16 protein-coding genes, 1 tRNA gene and 2 pseudogenes are annotated in these 17,171 nt (G+C 73.7%); 6 read left to right on the top strand and 13 right to left on the bottom strand.

Going from position 1 to position 17,171, the window contains the following annotated elements:
- Positions 1–13: 13 nt before the first annotated feature.
- From TNCT1_RS22685 to TNCT1_RS22675, 3 genes are all read right to left on the bottom strand, one after another.
- Complete coding sequence (locus TNCT1_RS22685) at positions 14–1,189, bottom strand: amidohydrolase family protein (RefSeq protein WP_143635045.1); 1,176 nt, start codon at positions 1,187–1,189, stop codon at positions 14–16.
- A 2-nt stretch (positions 1,190–1,191) separates the two neighbouring features.
- The gene (locus TNCT1_RS22680) at positions 1,192–2,595 is read right to left on the bottom strand and encodes a glutamine synthetase family protein (protein ID WP_143635043.1); all 1,404 of its coding nucleotides are present in this window, start codon (positions 2,593–2,595) and stop codon (positions 1,192–1,194) included.
- Between the two features lie 63 nt (positions 2,596–2,658).
- Complete coding sequence (locus TNCT1_RS22675) at positions 2,659–3,468, bottom strand: SAM-dependent methyltransferase (RefSeq protein ID WP_143635041.1); 810 nt, start codon at positions 3,466–3,468, stop codon at positions 2,659–2,661.
- A 162-nt stretch (positions 3,469–3,630) separates the two neighbouring features.
- On the opposite strand from TNCT1_RS22675, the gene TNCT1_RS22670 reads away from it, so the two are divergent.
- Positions 3,631–4,500: a Cof-type HAD-IIB family hydrolase gene (locus tag TNCT1_RS22670; protein ID WP_143635039.1), complete on the top strand. Its 870-nt coding sequence runs from the start codon at positions 3,631–3,633 to the stop codon at positions 4,498–4,500.
- A gap of 1 nt (position 4,501) precedes the next feature.
- Here the strand turns inward: TNCT1_RS22670 and TNCT1_RS22665 are convergent.
- The 5 genes and pseudogenes from TNCT1_RS22665 to TNCT1_RS22645 all read right to left on the bottom strand — a co-directional run bounded on the left by TNCT1_RS22665 (position 4,502) and on the right by TNCT1_RS22645 (position 7,519).
- Positions 4,502–4,949, bottom strand: a pseudogene (locus TNCT1_RS22665) (SAM-dependent methyltransferase).
- A gap of 66 nt (positions 4,950–5,015) precedes the next feature.
- Positions 5,016–5,663 carry an endonuclease gene (locus TNCT1_RS22660; protein WP_143635036.1) on the bottom strand — a complete coding sequence of 216 codons (648 nt, stop codon included), beginning with the start codon at positions 5,661–5,663 and terminating at the stop codon, positions 5,016–5,018.
- 11 nt (positions 5,664–5,674) lie between these two features.
- Complete coding sequence (locus tag TNCT1_RS22655) at positions 5,675–6,019, bottom strand: DUF3140 domain-containing protein (RefSeq protein WP_143635034.1); 345 nt, start codon at positions 6,017–6,019, stop codon at positions 5,675–5,677.
- 73 nt (positions 6,020–6,092) lie between these two features.
- Positions 6,093–6,578: a Dps family protein gene (locus TNCT1_RS22650; RefSeq protein ID WP_143635031.1), complete on the bottom strand. Its 486-nt coding sequence runs from the start codon at positions 6,576–6,578 to the stop codon at positions 6,093–6,095.
- Between the two features lie 143 nt (positions 6,579–6,721).
- Positions 6,722–7,519, bottom strand: coding sequence for an alpha/beta hydrolase (locus tag TNCT1_RS22645; RefSeq protein ID WP_143635029.1), 798 nt, complete (start codon positions 7,517–7,519; stop codon positions 6,722–6,724).
- A gap of 158 nt (positions 7,520–7,677) precedes the next feature.
- Here TNCT1_RS22645 and TNCT1_RS22640 point away from each other — a divergent pair, with 158 nt between their 5' ends.
- The 4 genes and pseudogenes from TNCT1_RS22640 to TNCT1_RS22625 all read left to right on the top strand — a co-directional run bounded on the left by TNCT1_RS22640 (position 7,678) and on the right by TNCT1_RS22625 (position 12,139).
- Positions 7,678–8,865, top strand: a complete 1,188-nt coding sequence (locus TNCT1_RS22640) for a thiolase family protein (protein ID WP_143635027.1) — start codon at positions 7,678–7,680, stop codon at positions 8,863–8,865.
- 86 nt (positions 8,866–8,951) lie between these two features.
- A complete protein-coding gene (locus TNCT1_RS22635; protein ID WP_143635025.1) occupies positions 8,952–10,463 on the top strand; it encodes a long-chain fatty acid--CoA ligase in 1,512 nt (503 codons plus the stop codon).
- A 64-nt stretch (positions 10,464–10,527) separates the two neighbouring features.
- Positions 10,528–11,301 (top strand): annotated as a pseudogene (locus tag TNCT1_RS22630) (sulfite exporter TauE/SafE family protein).
- A gap of 61 nt (positions 11,302–11,362) precedes the next feature.
- Complete coding sequence (locus TNCT1_RS22625) at positions 11,363–12,139, top strand: cobalt-precorrin-6A reductase (protein ID WP_143635024.1); 777 nt, start codon at positions 11,363–11,365, stop codon at positions 12,137–12,139.
- Here the strand turns inward: TNCT1_RS22625 and cobF are convergent.
- The gene (gene cobF / locus TNCT1_RS22620) at positions 12,096–12,869 is read right to left on the bottom strand and encodes a precorrin-6A synthase (deacetylating) (RefSeq protein WP_235902831.1); all 774 of its coding nucleotides are present in this window, start codon (positions 12,867–12,869) and stop codon (positions 12,096–12,098) included. The two genes, TNCT1_RS22625 and cobF, sit on opposite strands and share 44 nt — an antisense overlap.
- 66 nt (positions 12,870–12,935) lie before the next feature.
- Complete coding sequence (locus TNCT1_RS22615; RefSeq protein WP_143635021.1) at positions 12,936–13,457, bottom strand: DUF309 domain-containing protein; 522 nt, start codon at positions 13,455–13,457, stop codon at positions 12,936–12,938.
- Between the two features lie 105 nt (positions 13,458–13,562).
- Between TNCT1_RS22615 and TNCT1_RS22610 the strand changes: the two genes are divergently transcribed.
- Positions 13,563–13,636, top strand: a tRNA-Pro gene (locus tag TNCT1_RS22610).
- 104 nt (positions 13,637–13,740) lie between these two features.
- On the opposite strand, the gene TNCT1_RS22605 is transcribed toward TNCT1_RS22610, so the two are convergent.
- The 3 genes from TNCT1_RS22605 to TNCT1_RS22595 form a co-directional block, all read right to left on the bottom strand.
- Positions 13,741–15,138 (bottom strand): amino acid permease, encoded by a 1,398-nt coding sequence (locus tag TNCT1_RS22605; protein ID WP_143635019.1) that lies wholly within the window; start codon positions 15,136–15,138, stop codon positions 13,741–13,743.
- Between the two features lie 165 nt (positions 15,139–15,303).
- Entirely contained in the window at positions 15,304–16,191 is an 888-nt protein-coding gene (locus tag TNCT1_RS22600) for a carbohydrate ABC transporter permease (protein WP_143635017.1), read from the bottom strand.
- Entirely contained in the window at positions 16,188–17,168 is a 981-nt protein-coding gene (locus tag TNCT1_RS22595; RefSeq protein WP_143635015.1) for a carbohydrate ABC transporter permease, read from the bottom strand. The genes TNCT1_RS22600 and TNCT1_RS22595 overlap by 4 nt, the downstream gene beginning before the upstream one ends.
- Positions 17,169–17,171: the final 3 nt, after the last annotated feature.

Raw genomic sequence — 17,171 nt, 5'->3', positions numbered from 1 at the left:
AGACATTGCTTGATCATACTTTCCGGGCGGGGCGCTCGCTGGGGTCGCGGGCCGGTTCGTTCATGGGCAGTCCGTACAGCCGGCGGGCGTTGTCGCGGCCCGTCCAGGCCGCGATGCGCAGGGCGTCGGGCAGGCTCAGCTCGTCGGCGTCCACCCGGTCCTGGAGCAGCGCGGCCAGCGCGCGGCGGAAGGACAGCGCGCCCAGGTGGTGGAACTCGGCCAGACCGTAGGCGTCGGAGCTGTACAGCATCTTGCGGAACGGGGTGATCTCCAGCGCCTCCTCCAGCACCGCCCGGCAGCGGGCCGGGCCGGTGTGGTGCAGGGCGAGGCCGACGTCCAGGTGCACCTGCTCGAAGACCGCCGACAGATAGGCGGCCTGGCGGTGGTACGGCCAGCAGTGCAGCAGCAGGACCGGTACCGTGCCCGCGGTCAGCCGCAGCCAGTCGGTGAGCAGCGCGGGATCGGCGTGGTGCAGCCGCAGGTCGGCGTCGCCGAAGCCGGTGTGCAACTGCAGCGGCAGGCCCAGGTCGACCGCGGTCCACAGCAGGTGCCGTTCGAGGACCGGATCGGTGAGGCGTCCGCCGCCCGCGAGCCAGCGCCCGGCCGCCCGGGTCACCTCGCCCGGCGCGGGCCGCTCCGGGTCGAGGGCGAAGCCGGTGCGGTAGGCGGCCACCGACTTCACCGCGACCACGCCGGGCCGTCGCACGGCCTCCTCGGCGGCCGACCGGAACGCCTCGGCGTACCCGCCGGCCGTCACGCCCCGGGCGGCCGTCCGCTCGGCCACCTGTTCCAGCCGCACCACCTCGTGGGCGGCGGCGCCCGAGGCCCCGGCCAGCTCGGCGGGGGAGGTGACCGGGTGCGGGGCGTAGCCGGTGTCGACGCAGAACACCTCCACTCCGGCGGCGGTCAGGAAGCGGCGGTCGACCTCCCGCCGGCCCAGCTCGCGGCGCCGGGCCAGATACTCCTCGGCGGGCGCGTGCCGGGGCAGGTCCAGCAGCGGCGCGCAGTGCCGGCGCACGGCCACGCCGACCGGGCTGTCGAAGGCCGACACGCCGGGCCACGCGTCGCCCTCGGTGAGCAGCGACTCGAACTCGGCGGGCGCGAGGTCGGCCGTGACGGTGCCGTGGCAGTGGTGGTCGACCAGCGGCAGCGCGGCGAGGGCCTCGTGGACCGGTCCGGGCGCGGCCACGTTCAGTACCTCCAGCGGTAGGCCGCCGCCACCCGCGCGTCGTCCATGCCCGCCACGGCCTCGGCCTCCCCGAGGCGTACGGCGGTCACCGCGTCCGCCAGGACCGGGCCCAGCGCCGCCCGCAGCACCGCGTCGGCCCGGAACTCCTCGACGGCCTCCGGCAGCGACACCGGCAGGCGCCGCACGCCGAGCGCGGCCGCCTCGTCGGGGCCGTACCGGGCCGGGTCCCCGGTGATCTCCTCCGGCAGCGGCAGGGACGCCGCCAGGCCGTCCAGTCCGGCGGCGATGACGCAGCCGAGCGCCAGGTACGGGCTGGCGGCCAGGTCGACCGGTTTGACCTCCATGTTCGCCTCCTGGGCCTGGTGGCCCGTGCTGCCGGTGACCATCCGCAGCGCGGCCTCGCGGGTCTCCCGGCCCCACGCGGCGAAGACGCCCGCCCAGCGGGAGGGCCTGAGCCGCAGATAGCTGGCCGGGCTGGGCGCGGTCACCGCCGTCAGCGCGGGCAGGTGCGCGAGCACCCCGGCCGCGAACGACTCCGCCTCGGCCGTCATGCCGTACCGGCCGTCGCCGCCGGCGTGCAGGTTCACACCGTCGCGCCAGCACGACAGGTGCAGGTGGCCGCCGTTGCCGACGCCCTCGGCGAGGACCGCGGGCGCGAACGACACCCGCAGGCCGTGCCGCCGTGCCACGGCCCGGATCGTCTGGCGCACCAGCACGCTGCGGTCGGCGGCGGCCACCGGGTCCAGGGCCCCCACCGAGACCTCGAACTGCCCGGCCGCGTACTCGGGATGGATCTGGTCGACGTCCACCCCCTGGGCGGCGAGCGCCGCGAGCAGATCGGCGGTGCAGTCGCTCAGCTCGACCTGCCGGACGGCGCCGTACGCCGGACCCGAGACCGCCGGGACGAACTCGCCGTCCGGCACGTCGCCGCGCCCGAACGCCCACTCGACCTCGACGGCCGCCTTGAGGGCGAGGCCGTGCTCCGCCGCGGCCCGCGCTACGGTGCGGCGCAGGAAGGTGCGGCCGCAGCCGGGGTGCCGCCCGCCCTCCTGGGTGATCCGGTCCACGGGCGCCCAGGCCCAGCCGGGCTGCCCGGCCAGCACCACGAGCCGGTCGAGATCGGGATGGAGCCGCAGATCGCCGTCCGGGGAGCCCAGTACGTCGGTGGTGACGATCGAGTCGTCGGACAGGAACGTGTCGAAGACCGGCGACATGCCGACCCCCCAGGCCACGGCCGCCTCCAGCCGGGCCGTCGGGATCGCCTTCACCCGGGTGACGCCCGCGGTGTCCACGTACGCGAGGACGATGCCGTGCACGCCGCGCGCGGTCAGCTCGGCGGTGAGCGGGACGGCCCGCTCCAGCTCGCCGGGCCGCCCGCCGGGCACCGGGTCGGCAAGGGTGGTCATACGTCCTCCTCGACGGGCTCGGCCCCGGCCGGGGCGGCGGGGCCGGACCCGGCTCCGGTCCCCTCAGGGTTTCACGGCCACCGCGCCGAACTGCGGTACCGCGGCGGCGTCGGGCTCGGCGCGCCACTGCGAGCACGGCACCAGACCCGGTTCGACCGGCTCCAGGCCGTCGAGGAACGCGGCGATCTCGGCCCGGCCGCGGGCGGTGATCGGCGGGGTGGCGTTGGCGTTCCAGAACTCCATCGCGGCGATGTTGCCCTCGCCGCCCACCTCGGCGTCGAAGGTCGGGTGGGTGAGCACCAGGAAGCTCCCGGAGGGCATCGCCGCCATGATCCGCCGCACGATGTCCCGGGCCTTCGCCGCGTCCAGCACGAAGTTGAGGATGCCCAGCATCATCACCGCGACCGGCCGGTCCAGGTCCAGGGTCCGGGCGGCGCCGCGCACGATGGACTCGGGATCGTGCACATCGGCGTCGATGTAGTCGGTGACGCCCTCGGGGGAGCTGGTCAGCAGCGAGCGCGCGTGCACCAGGACGATCGGGTCGTTGTCGACGTAGACGATCCGCGAGTCGGGCGCGAGGCGCTGCGCGATGTCGTGCGTGTTGTCCACCGTCGGCAGGCCCGTGCCGACGTCGAGGAACTGGCGCACCCCCCGCTCGGCGGCCAGGTAACGCACCGCCCGGCCGAGGAAGTCCCGGTCCGCCCGGGCCACCGCCCGGATCACCGGGAACATCCCGGCGACGTGCTCGCCGACCCGCTGGTCGACCTCGTAGTTGTCCTTGCCGCCGATCCAGTAGTTCCAGACGCGCGCGTTGTGCGCCACCGAGGTGTTCAGCCTCGCCGTCCCGACGGCCGGGGATTGGCCCTCGCTCACGTGTCCGCCCTTCTCCCGTGCGGTTGCCCGACGTCATTGTGCCGCCCCCTTGATCGCGTTGTCCCGGAAACCCCGGACCGTGACGGCGCGGGCACCCAGCGGTGCTTTCCGGCGCATGAGGAACACTGGGTCGGCAACCCCTCCCCGATCCGGAAGCAGGACATGCACGCCACGCCCGCGCCCCTCGCCGACGTCCCCGCGCCCGTCACCGGCCCCGCCGACATCCGGCTCGTCGTCACCGACATGGACGGCACCCTGCTGGACGACGCCAAGCGCGTCCCCGGCGGCCTGTGGCCGATGCTCGCCGAACTGCGCCGCCGGGGCGTGCTGTTCAGCCCGGCCAGCGGCCGCCAGTACGCGACGCTGGCCCGGGAGTTCGCGGACGTCGCCGAGGGGATGGTGTTCATAGCGGAGAACGGCACCTACGTCGTCCGCGACGGCGTGGAACTCAGCTCCGACCCGCTGGACCCGGCGGTGGCGGCGGAGGTCGCCCGTACGGTGCGGCGGCTCGGCGCGGACGGCGTCGACGTGGGCGCCGTCGTGTGCGGCAAGCGGTCGGCGTACGTGGAGCGGTCCGACGAGGCGTTCCTCGCCGAGGTGCGCAAGTACTACGTCGAGCACCGCGTCGTCGAGGACGTCACCGCCGTCGACGACGAGGTGATCAAGGTCGCGCTGTTCGACTTCGGCCCGGCCGAGCGGACCACCGCGCCGGCCCTCGGGGCGTTCGCCGCCACCCACCAGGTCGTCGTGTCCGGCGAGCACTGGGTCGACGTCATGAACCGCACCGCCAACAAGGGCGCCGCCCTGCGCGGCCTGCAGCGGGAGCTGGGCATCACACCGGCGCAGACGATGGTGTTCGGCGACTACCTCAACGACCTGGAGATGCTGGACGCCGCCGAGTGGTCCTTCGCCATGGCCAACGCCCACCCGGAGGTCGTGCGCAGGGCGCGCCACCTCGCCCCGGGCAACAACGACAACGGGGTGCTGCGGACCATCGCCGAGGTGCTCGGGATACCGCTGCCGCGGGCCTGAGTCAGCGCTTCAGCCCGACCACGCCGTACAGCGAGACCGGCGCGGCGTCGTCGGGCGTCTCCTCCGGGCGCCACCGGGCGACCGACACGATGCCGGGCGGCAGCAGTTCGAGCCCCTCGAAGAACGCGCCGACCTCGCTGTGCGAGCGGGCCACCAGGGTGACCCCGCCCGCCGCGTACGCGGCGATGCCCCGGCGGACGTTCTCCGGCTCGAAGTCGGCGGAACTGGCGGACGCCGGTCCCGGCGGCCAGCGCCCGGGTGGCCCGGCGCATGAAGGCCCGGTTGGCGAGCGCCGCGCGCGGGGCGCCGCCGTCGATCTCCGCGATCCGCCGGCCGAGCCGTTCGTCGACGGGGTAGTCGTCCTTGCCGCCGAGGAACCAGTCGTAGACCCGGGCCGGGTGCGGCCGGGTGGTGTCCATGGCCTGGGCGGCCGGCTCGGTCCCCGTCACGTGCGCTGCTCCTCCGCTCGACCGGCCCCCGTGGTCGGCGGGGGGATCGGGAGCAGTCCGGCACGGTCACGATGCGCGGCGCAGACAGTCTTCGGCCACCTGTTCGTCCAGTGCCGCCCGCACCAACGCCGCGGCCAGCACGGCCGGTTCGGTGTCCCCGGCGAGCCGCGCGAGCCGGCCGGGGTCCTCCGGCAGGCCGAGCCGGCCGGCGCCCGACAGCGCCTTGCGGTCGAGGTACGGGGCGACGTCCGGCCACACCCGCTGGGCCTCGCGCAGGAAGATGTCGGCGCCGGCCGGCCCGATGCCCGGCTCCTCCTGGAGGAGCCGCCTGAGTTCGCCGGTGTCGCCGCCCGCCTCCTCGTGCAGCCGGCGCAGATCGCCGTGCCAGCGTTCGGTCAGCAGCTCGGCGCCGTCCCCGAGCTGGGTCGCGGTGCGCTCGTCGTAGCGCCGGTACCCGCCCCGGCCCAGCGCCTCCACCCGTTTGTGCCGGCCGGCCGCGGCCATGCGCCGCGGGCTGTCGAGGTGGTCCTCGTGCAGCGCGCGGGCCGCGGCCACCGCGACCGAGGCCCGGATCCGCGCGCTCAGCAGGAGGGAGAGCACGAGGAGCCGGTACAGCGGCTGCGGGGAGTCCTTCAGCCGGATCCCCGCCTCCTCGGCGTACGTGCGCCCGTGCGCGGACACCAGCTCGTGCACGACCCGTTCGTCGCGGTTCACGGCGCGGCGCCCTACGGCTTCAGCGGGTCGTGTCCCAGGGTCATCAGCCGGTGCCTGCGGCGGGTGTCCGCCGGCGTGCGCTCCGGCTCGGGCTCGTTCTCCATGTCCACCAGTTCGCCGACGGTGTCGACGACCCGGTGCATCACCCGCACGTCGTCGTCCGTGAGGTCGGTGCGGCGCTTCTGGAGGATGGCGAGGACATGCCGCCCGGTGGGCGAGCCGGCCTCGTCGGGCAGCGGCTCGACCTCCTCGTCGGCGTCCCGGACCCTGAGCCAGGACGCGAGTTCCGCCGAGGTCATGTTGACCACGCGGTGGAAGTCCTCCCAGAGCGCTTCGGTCTCGAGTGCGTCCGCCATGGATCTCCCCTTCCGGGTGCGGGGCCGGCTCAGGTGCGGCGGGCCGGCCGTCGTGCGTCGGGCCGGTGCCGGATCACTTCTCGTCGCGCGGCCAGTTCTCGGCCTCGAACATCCAGCGCTGCTTCTCCAGGTCCGCCGTGATGGCGATGAGCAGGTCCTGGGTGACCGGGTCCGGCTCGTCGGTCGCGGCGATGCGCTCGCGCAGCCGGCCGATCGCGGACTCCAGAGCCGACACCATCAGGGCCACCACCTCGGTGTCGCGCAGCCAGCCCTCCTTGGTGCCGGGAAGGGCGAAGGATTCGGCGATGGTCCCGGGCCGCCCGTCCGGCGGCAGGCCGAGGGCGGCGGCGCGTTCGGCGACCGTGTCGGAGTGGGCGCGGGCGGTGTCCACCACCTCGTCGAGCTGGAGGTGGATCGAGCGGAACCGCGGCCCGACGATGTTCCAGTGCGCCTGCTTGCCGACCAGCGACAGGCCCAGCAGGTCGACCAGGGTGTCCTGCAGGGCGGTGCCGGTGATCTTCAGCGCCTCGTCGGACAGCGTGCTCTTCACCACGGTCATGGCGCGGTTCTCCCTTCCGTCGTCTGATTGCGTGACGCGGGAATTCGTACCGTTTCGTCCGGCTGGGTGCCGCGACATCCGGTTTCGTGCCGTCACGTCCGACGATGCGGGTGCCCGGCGTGTGCCCGGGCAAACGCGCCTGATCAGCGGGGGAGTACCCGGTCCAGGAACCGGGTCAGCTCGGCGAAGACCTCGGCCCGGTTCGTCTCGTTGAACACCTCGTGCCGTGCTCCGGTGAAGATCCGCTCGGTGAGCCGGCCGCCGCTGAGCCGTTCCACTCCGGTCCGGCTGCCCGGCAGCGGAACCAGCCGGTCGTCGTCCCCGTGCAGCCACAGCAGCGGCAGTTCCCCGACGTCGCCGCCGTCGTCCACGGCCTTCAGGGTCCGGGTGAACGCCTCCAGCGTGGGCCGCTTCATCGGGCCGTGCCACACCAGCGGGTCGGCGGCGTACGCGGCGCCCACGGCGGGGTCCCGGGAGAGCGCGGCGGGGCTGATCGGGGTGTCCGGGATCTCGTCCAGGGCGAGCAGCCGCCCGGGCAGCTCCCAGGCGCCGATCACCGGCGCGGACAGGACCAGCGCGCTCAGGCCGGCCCCGTGCCGCTGGGCGTACCGGGCCGCGATCAGGCCGCCCATGGAGTGGCCGGCCATGACGAGCGGCAGCCCGGGATGCGCGGCGCGGGCCAGGGCGGCCACCCGGTGCACGTCCGCGACCACGTCCTCGAAGTCCTCGATCACCACCCGTTCACCGGCCGACCGTCCGTGCCCGGTGTGGTCGGGGCCGTACACGGCGGCCCCGTGGCGGGTCAGCACGCCGGCGAGTTCGTCGTACCGGCCGGCGTGCTCCCCGTAGCCGTGCACCACGAGGGCCAGGTACCGCGGCCGCGGGTGCGGCCACTCGGTCACGGTGATCGCGCCGAGGTCGTGCTCGCGGACGTCGGTCATGTCTCCTCCAGCCGGTTCGGCACGGGTCACGGGAGGATCTTCCCAGGGGGCGGGCGGTCGGGCTATAGTCCAAAACTAGCAGTGCTAATTAAGGGTGCTGCGGAACGGACCCCGGGGTCCGTGCTGATCCACACCGTCGTCGGTCAGGAGTCCCAGCAGTGCGTCCCGTCCACTTCGCGGCCGCCCGCCGCACCCCCATCGGCAAGCTCCGCGGAGCCCTCTCCACGGTGCGGCCCGACGACCTGGCGGCCGGCGTGATCCGCCGTCTGGTGGCCGACCTGCCCGCGCTGGACCCGGCCCGGATCGACGACGTCTACTGGGGCGCCGCCAACCAGGCGGGCGAGGACAACCGCAACGTCGCCCGGATGGCCGCCCTGCTCGCGGGCCTGCCCGAGTCCGTGCCCGGCGCCACCGTCAACCGGCTGTGCGCCTCCGGCCTGGAGGCGGTCACCACCGCCGCCCGCACCATCGCGGCCGGCGAGGCCGACGTCGTGCTCGCGGGCGGCTCCGAGTCCATGAGCCGCGCCCCCTTCGTGCTGCCCCGCCCCGACGAGGCCCTGCCGCACCGCATCGAGACCCACGACACCCGGCTCGGCTGGCGTCTGGTCAACCCCGCCATGAAGGACCTGCACGGTCTGCTGGCCATGGGCGAGACGGCCGAGGAGGTCGCCGAGCGGTACGGCGTCTCCCGCGCCCGCCAGGACGAGTTCGCCCTGCGCAGCCACCGACTGGCCGCCACCGCCCGCAAGAACGGCCACTTCGACGACGAACTCCTGCCCGTGGAGCGCCCCGACGGCGTCACCGTCGAGCAGGACGAGTGCGTCCGCGAGGACACCTCGCTGGAGAAACTGGCCCGGCTGAAGCCGGTGTTCCGCGCGGGCGGCACGGTCACGGCGGGCAACGCCTCCCCGATGAACGACGGCGCGGCCGGACTGCTCCTGGTCAGCGAGGAGGTGCTGGACGAGCTGGGCCTGGAGTCCCTCGGCCGGTACGTCGCGGGCGCCTCGGCGGGCGTCCACCCCGACGTGATGGGCATCGGCCCGGTCCCCGCCACCCGCAAGGCGCTGGCCCGGGCCGGCTGGACGATCGGCGACCTGGGGGAGGCCGAGTTCAACGAGGCGTTCGCCGCCCAGGCCCTGGCCTGCGTCGACCAGTTGGGCATCGACCCCGACCTGGTGAACCCCACCGGCGGCGCGATCGCCCTCGGCCACCCGCTCGGCTGCTCCGGCGCCCGCATCCTCACCACCCTGCTGCACCGCATGCGCCGCACGGGCGCCGGGCGCGGACTGGCGACCATGTGCGTCGGCGTCGGGCAGGGCAGCGCCGTCCTGGTCGAGAGGCCCTAGCCGGCGGGGGCCGGACGGGGGGCAACGGGGGTCCCCGGCAAGGGGGTCGCAAGCAAGAGCCGCAGCAAGAACGGAGCACCACTGGCATGGCTACCCTGTCCGTCGCCGCCATCCTCGCCGAGAACGCCCGGCGCCGCCCGCACCGCACGGCCCTCGTCGAAGGGGATCTGCGGCTGACCTTCGAGCAGGTGTGGCGGCGCGCCCTGGCCCAGGCGGGCGCGCTCGCCGGGCTGGGCGTCCGGCCGGGTGACCGGGTCGCCCTGATGGCCCCCAACACCGCCGACTTCCCCATCGCCTACTACGCGATCGCCGCGGCCGGCGCGGTCGTCGTCCCCGTGCACCTGCTGCTGTCGCCGCCGGAGGTCGAGCACGTCCTGCGGGACAGCGGCGCCACGATGCTCCTCGTGCACCCCGCGCAGGCGGCGACCGGGCGGGCGGCCGCCGAGGCCCTCGGGGTCCGCGTGGCCGAGCTGGGCGGCGAACTGGACGCCCTCGCGGCCGGCGCCGAGCCCCTGCCCTCGTACGTGTCGCGCGCCGCCGACGACCCGGCGGTGATCTTCTACACCAGCGGCACGACCGGCGTGCCCAAGGGCGCCGTGCTCAGCCACTTCAACCTGGTGATGAACGCGACCGTCAACGCCTTCGACGCCAACGACATCCGCGCCGACGACATCGCGCTCGGCGCGCTGCCGCTCTTCCACGCCTTCGGCCAGACGGTCTCGCTCAACTCCACCTGGCGGGCGGGCGCGACGCTGGTGCTGCTGCCCCGCTTCGACGCGGCCCGCGCCATCGAGCTGATGGTGAAGGAGGGCGTCAACACCTTCCACGGGGTGCCCACCATGTTCGTCGCGCTCGCCGCGGCGGCCGCCGACGCCGACGCCCTGCCCGAGCTGCGTGTGTGCGTTTCGGGCGGCGCGTCGCTGCCGGTCGCGGTGCTGGAGCGGTTCGAGGCCGCGTTCGGCGCCCGGATCTTCGAGGGCTACGGGCTGTCGGAGACCTCCCCGACGGCCACCGTCAACCAGCCGGTGTTCGGCACCAGGGCGGGCACCATCGGCCACCCGCTGTGGGGCGTCGACGTGGAGATCGCCCGCGCCGAGGCGGAGGGCCGGATCGAACTGCTGCCGCCGGGCGAGCTGGGCGAGGTCGTCATCCGCGGCCACAACGTCTTCTCCGGTTACCTCGGCCGTCCCGAGGCCACCGCCGAGGCGCTGGTCGACGGCTGGTTCCGCACCGGGGACCTCGGCGTCAAGGACGACGAGGGCTTCCTGCGGATCGTCGACCGCAAGAAGGACGTCATCATCCGCGGCGGCTACAACGTCTACCCCAGGGAGGTCGAGGAGGTCCTGGTGCGCCACCCCGGCGTCGCCCAGGTGGCCGTCATCGGCCTGCCCGACGAACTGCACGGCGAGGAGGTGTGCGCCGTGGTCGTGCCCGCCGAGGGCGCCGTGCCCGACGCCGCCGGCCTCACCGAGTGGTCCAAGGAGCACCTCGGCCGGCACAAGTACCCGCGCCGCGTGGAGTTCGCCGACGCGCTGCCGCTGGGGCCGAGCATGAAGGTGCTCAAGCGCGAGCTGCGGACCCGGTACACCGGCCGCTGAGGCCGGCCGGGCCCGGAAACCCGTGTCCGGTTGACGGATGTGCGCGCATAGCATCGGTCGCCGTATGAACACGATGACGCTCTGGCACATATCCGGCTGAGGGTTCACCGCCCTCGCCCTCGCGGCCCTGCTGGTGGGCTTCTCCAAGACCGCCGTCAGCGGGGCCAACACGGTCAGCCTCGCGGTCTTCGCGGCGGTCCTGCCCGCCCGCGCCTCCACCGGAGTGCTGCTGCCGGTGCTGATCGCCGGTGACGTGCTCGCCGTGCTCACCTACCGGCGGCACGCCCACTGGCCCACGCTGTGGCGGCTGTTCCCGGCCGTCGCGGCCGGCGTGGTGGCCGGCACCGTGTTCCTGCTGTGGGCCGACGACGCGGTCGTGCGGACCTCGATCGGCGCGATCCTGCTGCTGATGGCGGGCGTCACGGTGTGGCGGCGGCGCGGGGCCGGGACGGAGGCCGGGCCGGACGCGGTCGTCGGCCGGGCGGGCCGGATCAAGGCGCGCTCCTACGGCGTCCTCGGCGGGTTCACCACGATGGTCGCCAACGCGGGCGGCCCGGTGATGTCGATGTATCTCCTTTCCGCGGGCTTCCGCAAGCTCGGCTTCCTCGGCACGTCGGCCTTCTTCTTCCTCGTCGTGAACGTCTCCAAGGTGCCCTTCAGCGCCGGACTCGGCCTGATCGACGGGCGCTCGCTGCTCCTCGACGCGGCACTCGTGGTGTTCGTGGTGCCCGGCGCGCTGATCGGCAGATGGGCCGTGCACAAGATCGACCAGCGGCTCTTCGAACGACTGGTGATCGCGGCGACCGTCGTCGGCGCCCTGCAGCTGCTGCTGCGCTAGCCGGGACGTGCCGGGACGTGCCGGGACGGGCCGGGCCGTGCCGGGACGTACGCTCGTCCCCATGTCGCAGCACGTCCTGATCCTCGGCGGCACCACCGAGGCCCGCCGTCTCGCCGCGGACCTCGCCGCGCGCCCCGGAGTCCGGGTCACCACCTCGCTGGCCGGCCGGGTCGCCCGCCCGGCCCCGGTGGCGGGCGAAGTGCGCACCGGCGGTTTCGGCGGGTCCGGGGGCCTCGCCGACTGGCTGCGCGCGCACCGGGTGGACGTCCTGGTCGACGCCACCCACCCGTTCGCCGCGACGATCACGGCCAACGCGGTCCGCGCGGCGGCGGCCACCGGGACACGCGCCCTGCTGCTGCGCCGCCCCGGCTGGTCGCCCGGACCCGGCGACCGATGGCACTCGGTCGGCTCGCTCGACGCGGCCGCCGAGGCGCTGCCCCGCCTGGGCCGACGGGTGTTCCTCAGCACCGGGCGCCTCGGTCTCGCCGCCTTCCGCCACCTCACGGACCTGAGCTTCGTCGTGCGCTCGGTCGACCCGCCCGAGCCGCCGCTGCCGCCGGACACACGGGTGGTCCTCGCCCGCGGCCCCTTCACCGTGGCCGACGAGACCCGCCTCCTGCGCGGCCACCGGATCGACGTCCTGGTCACCAAGGACAGCGGGGGCGCGGCGACGGCCGCGAAACTGACCGCGGCACGGGACCTGGGGCTGCCCGTGGTCGTCGTACGCCGCCCGGAACCGCCGGCCGGGGCCACGGTGGTGCCCGACGTGGCCGGCGTGCTGCTGCGGCTGGGCCTCAGCTCTCCGCGGGGTTCCGGCGCAGCAGATACGTGTCCATGATCCAGCCCTTGCGCTCCCGCGCCTCAGCCCGCACCCGCTCGATACGCGGGCCGGCCTCGGCGAGCGGGCCGGAGACGAGGATCTCGTCCGGGGTGCCCAGGTACGCCCCCCAGTAGATGTCGATGTCCTGTCCGGCGTACCGCCGGAAGGCCTGGTGCGCGTCCAGCATCACCACGACGTCGTCCACCCCCTCCGGGAAGCCCTCGGCCAGCCGCCGCCCGGTGGTGATCTGCACCGGACGCGCCACCCGGTTCAGCCCCGTGCGATGCCGGGCCACCAGCGAGGAGACGCTGCTGATGCCGGGCACCACGTCGTACTCGAACCCGACCGTGCCCCGGGCCAGCACCTCCTGCAGGATGCCCAGCGTGCTGTCGTACAGCGACGGGTCCCCCCACACCAGGAACGCGCCGGTGCCGTCCTCGCCCAGCTCCTCGGTGATCAGCCGCTCGTAGATGTCCGCGCGCGCGGCACGCCAGTCCTCCACGGCCGGGGAGTACGACGCCCCGCCCGCCGTGCGGTCCCGCTCCGGGTCGCGTGCGGTCACCACCCGGTAGCCGCCCTCGGGCAGGTGCGCGTCGAGCATGTCCCGGCGGAGCCCGGTGAGGTCGCTCTTCACCTCGCCCTTGTCCAGCAGGAAGAACACGTCCGTGCCGCGCAGCGCCTTGACCGCCTGGAGGGTCAGCTGGTCGGGGTCGCCCGCACCGATACCGATGACATGAATCTTTCGCACGCCCCGAGTCTGCCGCATGCCGCCGACGGTGATCCCACCGCCTCCACGAGGGCCGCGCGGAGGCGGTCAGGACGTCAGCCGCGGCGCCTCGGCGGCCGCGTCGACGGGCTCCGGCCCGCTCTCCACCCGCCCGGCCAGCTCCCGCGCCCACCCGGCGAGCCCGGCCAGATCGATCCCGTAGGGCCGGTCCTCGCCGCGCACGACCGCCCACTCCTCGACCGCGTCCGCACCCCGCCGCAGCAGCCGCGCCCCGCCGGTGACGTTGCCCCGGGCGGCGTGCGTGAGCCCCACGGCGAGCTGGGCGAGACCCCGCCACAGCGTCCGCTCGTCCTCGGGTCCCGACTTCCAGGCGTCCTCGAACACCTCGTGGGCGTGGAAGGGCCGGCCCGCGTCCAGCAGCGCCTGCGCCTCGGCGACCGTCTCGGCGGCGGTCCGTACGACGCCTTCCGGCTGCCGCTCGACCCCGGCCGCCCCGTACGGCAGCGGCCGGCCCAGCCCGTCCCGGGGCCGGGCGTTGCGCGCCCGCCCGTCCGCGTCCCGGTCCCGGCCGTCCGCCGGACGTCCCGCCGTCGTGTCCGCGTCTGTCATAGGGCCCATTGTCCCGGTCCCGGCCCGGGGCCTCTTCGGCGCACCCCCGTGCGTGGGGTAAAGTGCTGTTCGCGCGATCACGCGGGTCACCGCGAGTGAGCGCACCGGGACGTGGCGCAGCTTGGTAGCGCACTTGACTGGGGGTCAAGGGGTCGCAGGTTCAAATCCTGTCGTCCCGACTTGCGAAGAAGCAGGTCAGGGGCCGTTCGAGAGCAGTCTCGTACGGCCCCTTCGCCGTGTCCGGGCCCCGGACGCGGGCGCGTGTCCGTCCGCCGTGGCCCGGTCAGGCCGGGCGCTGCCGCCGGGCAGCCATCACCGCGTAGACGATGATCCCGGCGAACAGGAACAGCACCCCCTGGTACACCGCCGCGTAGCCGGCGCCCGCGACGAGCCACATCGAGAAGGCGGCCGCCACCGCGGTGACCACGGCGTCCCGCAGCAGCCGCGCCCGGTCGACCGACTCGCGCCGGCCGGAGACCAGGTGGAACACCTGGGCCGCGGTGGCCAGCAGGTACGGCACGGTCGCGGTGAACGTGGTGACGAGCACCAGCATGTCGAAGACCTTCGCGGAGCCCGCCGTGTAGTTGTACACGGTGAGCAGCGAGGCGAGGACGACGGTGACACCGACCCCGACGGTGGGCACGCCGCGGCGGCGGCGGGCGAAGGCGGCCGGGAACAGGCCGTCCCGTGCGGCGGCGTACGGGGTCTGGGCGCTCAGCAGCGTCCAGCCGTTGAGGCAGCCGGTCATCGACACCAGCGCGGCGAGGGCCACGGCCCAGCCGCCCCAGCTTCCGCCGAACATGGCGTTCACGGCGTCCGAGAACGGCGCGGTGGACGTCACCAGACGCCCGTGCCCCACCGTGCCGAAGACCGACAGGATGCCGAGCAGGTACACCAGGGCCGCGCCGGCCGTGCCGATGACGGTGGCCCGCCCCACGTTGCGGCGGGCGTCCTTGACCTCGCCCGCGCTGACGGCGGCGGACTCCACCCCGAGGTAGGAGAAGAGCAGCAGGGCGGCGCAGGCGGACACCGCGCCGATGGCGCCGCCGCCGGTGGCGTTGAACGGCCCGAGCTTCGCCGGGTCGAAGAAGAACAGCCCGCCGACCGCGACGAGCAGCAGCGGGACGAACTTCAGCACGGTGGAGACGAGCTGCACGGCGCCCACGTAGCGGGTGCCGGCGAAGTTGGCGAGCGCGGGTAGCCACTGCAGTGCCAGGGCCGCCAGACACGCGCTCCAGCGGTGGCCGGCCACCGGGATCAGCACGTCGAGGTAGCCGACGGCGGCGACGGCGAGCGCGGCGTTCGACACCCAGGTGGTGATCCAGTACGCCCAGGCGGCGAGGAAGCCGGCGAAGTCGCCGAAGGCCTCGCGGGCGTAGACGTAGGGGCCGCCGGTGCGCGGGTCGCGTTCGGCGAGCCGGCCGAAGACCAGGGCGAGCGTGATGGCGCCGACGGTCAGCACACCGAAGGCGACCAGGCTGACGGTGCCGTAGGGGGCGACGGAGGCGGGGAGCAGGAAGATGCCCCCGCCGATGATGTTGCCCATGACCAGCGCGGTGGCGACGGGCAGTCCGAAGCGGCGGGCGTGCCGTCCGGTGTCGCCGTTCGGGTCCTCGGCGGGAACGGGGTGGGTTCCCGAGGGGGCCGGAGCCTGCCGCGCGGCGGTCCCGGTGACGTGCATGGGTGGGTGTGCCTCTCATCGAACGGGTGTTCCCGGGATCGCCGGGGACCAAGCCATGGTCGGGGATGCCCCGACCTGAAACAAAATCGCCGTTTTTTGTCCCGTTGGACCCGTTCGATGACGAAAGAAATGCTCGTGTGAGGCCTTCGTACCGCGAGACGTCCGTCAGCCCTTGCCGGAGCCCAGGGTCAGACCGCTGACGAACTGGCGCTGCAGCGCGAAGTAGACGATCAGGGTGGGGACGGCGGTGAGCAGGGCCCCGGCGGCGACCAGGTTGGGGTCGGTGAAGTACTGGCCGGACAGGTTGTTCAGGGCCGAGGTGATCGGCATGTTCTCACCGGTGGAGATCAGCACCAGGGCCCAGAAGAAGTCGTTGTAGATCCAGATCGACAGCAGGGTCGCCAGCGCCGCCATCGCCGGCTTGCACAGCGGCAGTGTGATCTGCCAGTACAGCCGCCACACCGAGGCGCCGTCGACCAGCGCCGCCTCGGTCAGCTCGTGCGGCAGCGAGCGCATGTAGTTGCTCAGCACGAACGCGCAGAACCCGGACTGGAACGCCACGTGGATGAGGACGAGGCCGAGCGCGGAGTCGTACAGCTTCCCGCTCGCGGTGATGCCGGGCAGATCGGTGAGCAGGTACATCCGGTACAGCGGCGTGATGATGACCTGCTGCGGGAGCAGGTTGCCCGCGGTGAAGACCAGTAGCAGCGCCAGGTTGACCCGGAAGTCGAACCGGGCGACGTAGAAGGCGACGCACGAGGACAGGAACAGCGTCAGCAGCACCGCCGGCACCGCGATGAGCAGCGTGTTGACGAAGTAGTGCGTCATGTCCGACTGCTGGTACGCGTGGGTGAAGTTGTCCAGGCCGAGCTTGTCCGGCCAGGACACGTACCCCTTGGCGCTGGTCTCGCTGTAGGGGCGCAGGGCCGAGAAGACCGCCCACAGCAGGGGCGCCAGCCACGCCAGGGCGGTGACCGAGAGGAAGACGTGCAGCAGGACCCGGGCCGGGCGCACGGGGGCGCGCCGCCTGAGTGCGGCGGTGGGGGCGCTCACGGTCGCCGCTCCTTCCGGAAGGTGGCCACCAGGTACGGGATGATCACCGCGAGGGAGATCACCAGCAGGACCACCGCGATGGCGGAGCCGTAACCGATGCGGCTGGACTCGCCGATGATGTTGTTCGTCACCAGGATCGACAGCAACTCCGTCCCCTGCGCACCCTTGTTGAAGACGAAGACCAGGTCGAAGGCGCGCAGCGCCTCGATGATGGTGACGACGAGGACGACCGTGTTGGTCGGGCGCAGGGTCGGGAAGACGACGTGCCGGAACGACTGCCACTCGCCCGCTCCGTCCAGCGCGGCCGCCTCCCGCAGGGACGGGTCGACGCTCTTCAGGCCGGCCAGGTAGAGGATCATCATGTAGCCGGTGTGCCGCCAGGACGCGGCGACGAGCACCGCCCACAGGTTCAGGTCGGGGTCGCCGATCCAGTCGATGTAGTGACCGGGCTCGTTGGCCCCGACGATGCTGTTGATCAGGCCGGTGTCCGGGTTGTAGACGAGCTGCCAGACGAACCCGATGCACGCCATCGAGATGACGACCGGCAGGAAGAACGCGGTCTGGTAGACCCGGCTGAACCGGATCCGCTTGTCCAGCTGCACCGCCAGGAACAGCCCGAACGGCGTCGGGAGGAGGATCAGGACCGCGAACCAGATGACGTTGTGCTGGACGGCGGGCCAGAACTGCGGGTTGTCGTCGAAGAGCTGCTGGAAGTTCTCCAGCCCCACCCACCGGATCGAGTCGAACCCGATGCCGTCCCAGGTGGTGAAGGCGAGGAGGACCGAGGCGAGCGCGGTGACCCAGACCAGGGCCACGTGCAGGACCGTGGGGACGCCCGCCATGAAGGCGAGCGTGATCCGGTCGCGGCGGGTCAGCAGGCGCCGGTGGCCCCGTGCGGCCCGCGTCGTACCGGGCGCGGCGCCAGGAGGCGGCACGGCGGCCGCCTCCGGCGTCTTCGTCGTCGTGTCGGTCGTCATCGG

Source organism: Streptomyces sp. 1-11 (genome assembly GCF_007176755.1).
GTDB lineage: Bacteria > Actinomycetota > Actinomycetes > Streptomycetales > Streptomycetaceae > Streptomyces.
This window is presented reverse-complemented; position numbering and strand designations above follow the sequence as displayed.